Raw genomic sequence first — 3,412 nt, 5'->3', positions numbered from 1 at the left:
ACCGTGGATCAGCAGGTGACGGTGACCATCACCGGCACCAATGATGTACCGACCATTACTGCAGCCACCGATGTCACCGGCGCGGTGACCGAGATTGTGGATGGCGGCACCGGTGAAAACACCACCATATTATCCGACAGTGGTTCCTTTGCCATTGCGGATGTGGACCTGACCGATGTGCAGACCGTCAGTGTCACCTCCGACACCAGCGGGTACCTGGGCTCCTTTACGCCGACGGTCAGCAACAACACCACCAATGACGGCACCGGACAGGTGGACTGGACCTTCAGCGTGCCCGATGCGGACCTGGATTACCTGGCCAGGAACCAGGTGGTCACCCAGACCTACACGGTCACGGTCAACGATGGCAACGGTGGCACCGTGGATCAGCAGGTGACGGTGACCATCACCGGTACCAATGATGTACCGACCATTACTGCAGCCACCGATGTCACCGGCGCGGTGACCGAGATTGTGGATGGCGGCACCGGCGAAAATACCGATACCCTGTCCGACAGTGGCAGCTTCACCATCGCCGATGTGGACCTCACCGATGTCCAGACCATCAGTGTCACCTCCGACACCACCGGGTACCTGGGCTCCTTTACCCCGACGGTCAGCAACAACACCACCAGTGACGGCACCGGCCAGGTGGACTGGACCTTCAGCGTCCCCGATGCCGACCTTGACTACCTGGCCGCGGGTCAGGTACTGACCCAGACCTACACGGTCACGGTCAACGATGGCAACGGTGGCACCGTGGATCAGCAGGTGACGGTGACCATCACCGGCACCAATGATGTACCGACCATTACTGCGGCCACCGATGTCACCGGCGCGGTGACCGAGATTGTGGATGGCGGCACCGGTGAAAACACCACCACATTATCCGACAGTGGTTCCTTTGCCATTGCGGATGTGGACCTCACCGATGTCCAGACCGTCAGTGTCACCTCCGACACCAGCGGCTATCTCGGCACCTTTACCCCGACGGTCAGCAACAACACCACCAGTGATGGCACCGGCCAGGTGGACTGGACCTTCACGGTGCCCGATGCCGATATTGATGACCTGGCCGCGGGTCAGGTGCGGACCCAGACCTACACCATCACGGTCAACGATGGCAATGGCGGCACCGTGGACCAGCAGGTGACGGTGACCATCACCGGCACCAATGATGTACCGACCATTACTGCAGCCACCGATGTCACCGGCGCGGTGACCGAGATTGTGGATGGCGGCACCGGTGAAAACACCACCACATTATCCGACAGTGGTTCCTTTGCCATTGCGGATGTGGACCTCACCGATGTCCAGACCGTCAGTGTCACCTCCGACACCACCGGGTACCTGGGCTCCTTTACCCCGACGGTCAGCAACAACACCACCGGCGACGGCACCGGGCAGGTGGACTGGACCTTCAGTGTCCCCGATGCCGATATTGATGACCTGGCCGCGGGTCAGGTGCGGACCCAGACCTACACGGTGACGGTCAACGATGGCAACGGCGGCACCGTGGACCAGCAGGTGACGGTGACCATCACCGGCACCAATGATGCCCCTACCATTACTGCGGCCACCGATGTCACTGGTGCGGTGACCGAAATTGTGGATGGCGGCACCGGTGAAAACACCACCACATTATCCGACAGTGGTTCCTTCACCATCGCCGATGTGAACCTGACCGATGTCCAGACCGTCAGCGTCACCTCCGACACCACCGGGTACCTGGGCTCCTTTACCCCGACGGTCAGCAACAACACCACCAGTGACGGCACCGGCCAGGTGGACTGGACCTTCACGGTGCCCGATGCCGATATTGATGACCTGGCCGCAGGTCAGGTGCGGACCCAGACCTATACCGTCACGGTTAACGATGGTAACGGCGGTACCGTGGATCAGCAGGTCACCGTGACCATCACCGGCACCAATGATGTACCGACCATTACTGCGGCCACCGATGTCACCGGCGCGGTGACCGAGATTGTGGATGGCGGCACCGGCGAAAATACTGATACCCTGTCCGACAGTGGCAGCTTCACCATCGCCGATGTGGACCTTACCGATGTGCAGACCGTCAGCGTCACCTCCGACACCACCGGGTACCTGGGCTCCTTTACGCCAACGGTCAGCAACACCACCACCAGTGACGGCACCGGCCAGGTAGACTGGACCTTCAGCGTCCCCGATGCCGACCTTGACTACCTGGCCGCGGGTCAGGTACTGACCCAGACCTACACGGTCACGGTCAACGATGGCAACGGTGGCACCGTGGATCAGCAGGTCACCGTGACCATCACCGGCACCAATGATGTACCGACCATTACTGCGGCCACCGATGTCACCGGCGCGGTGACCGAGATTGTGGATGGCGGCACCGGTGAAAATACCGATACCCTATCCGACAGTGGCAGCTTCACCATCGCCGATGTGGACCTCACCGATGTCCAGACCGTCAGCGTCACCTCCGCCACCACCGGGTACCTGGGCTCCTTTACCCCGACGGTCAGCAACAACACCACCAGTGACGGCACCGGCCAGGTGGACTGGACCTTCACGGTGCCCGATGCCGATATTGATGACCTGGCCGCGGGTCAGGTGCGGACCCAGACCTATACCGTCACGGTTAACGATGGCAACGGCGGCACCGTGGATCAGCAGGTGACGGTGACCATCACCGGCACCAATGATGTACCGACCATTACTGCGGCCACCGATGTCACCGGGACAGTGACCGGAATCAGCGGTAGTACCGATATCTTATCCGACAGTGGCTCCTTCACCATTGCTGATGTGGACCTCACCGATGTGCAGACCGTCAGTGTCACCTCCGACACCACCGGGTACCTGGGCTCCTTTACCCCGACGGTCAGCAACAACACCACCAGTGACGGTACCGGCCAGGTGGACTGGATCTTCACGGTGCCCGATGCCGATATTGATTACCTGGCCGCAGGTCAGGTACTGACCCAGACCTACACCGTCACGGTCAACGATGGCAACGGCGGCACCGTGGACCAGCAGGTGACGGTGACCATCACCGGCACCAATGATGTACCGACCATTACTGCGGCCACCGATGTCACTGGTGCGGTGACCGAAATTGTGGATGGCGGCACCGGTGAAAACACCACCACATTATCCGACAGTGGTTCCTTCACCATCGCCGATGTGAACCTGACCGATGTCCAGACCGTCAGCGTCACCTCCGACACCACCGGGTACCTGGGCTCCTTTACCCCGACGGTCAGCAACAACACCACCAGTGACGGCACCGGCCAGGTAGACTGGACCTTCACGGTGCCCGATGCCGATATTGATGACCTGGCCGCGGGTCAGGTGCGGACCCAGACCTATACCGTCACGGTTAACGATGGCAACGGCGGCACCGTGGACCAGCAGGTGACGGTGA

At 61.0% G+C, this 3,412-nt stretch carries 1 protein-coding gene; it reads left to right on the top strand.

Annotated features, from left to right (window positions below; all coding sequences use genetic code 11):
• Positions 1-15 precede the first annotated feature (15 nt).
• A partial coding sequence (locus AK963_RS27100; protein WP_238593864.1) for a beta strand repeat-containing protein occupies positions 16-3,412 on the top strand: 3,397 nt, incomplete at its 3' end.

Source organism: Endozoicomonas atrinae (assembly GCF_001647025.1).
In the GTDB taxonomy this organism is placed as follows: domain Bacteria; phylum Pseudomonadota; class Gammaproteobacteria; order Pseudomonadales; family Endozoicomonadaceae; genus Endozoicomonas; species Endozoicomonas atrinae.
Note: the sequence above shows the minus strand (reverse complement) of the source record. Positions and strands in the feature narration are given on the sequence as shown.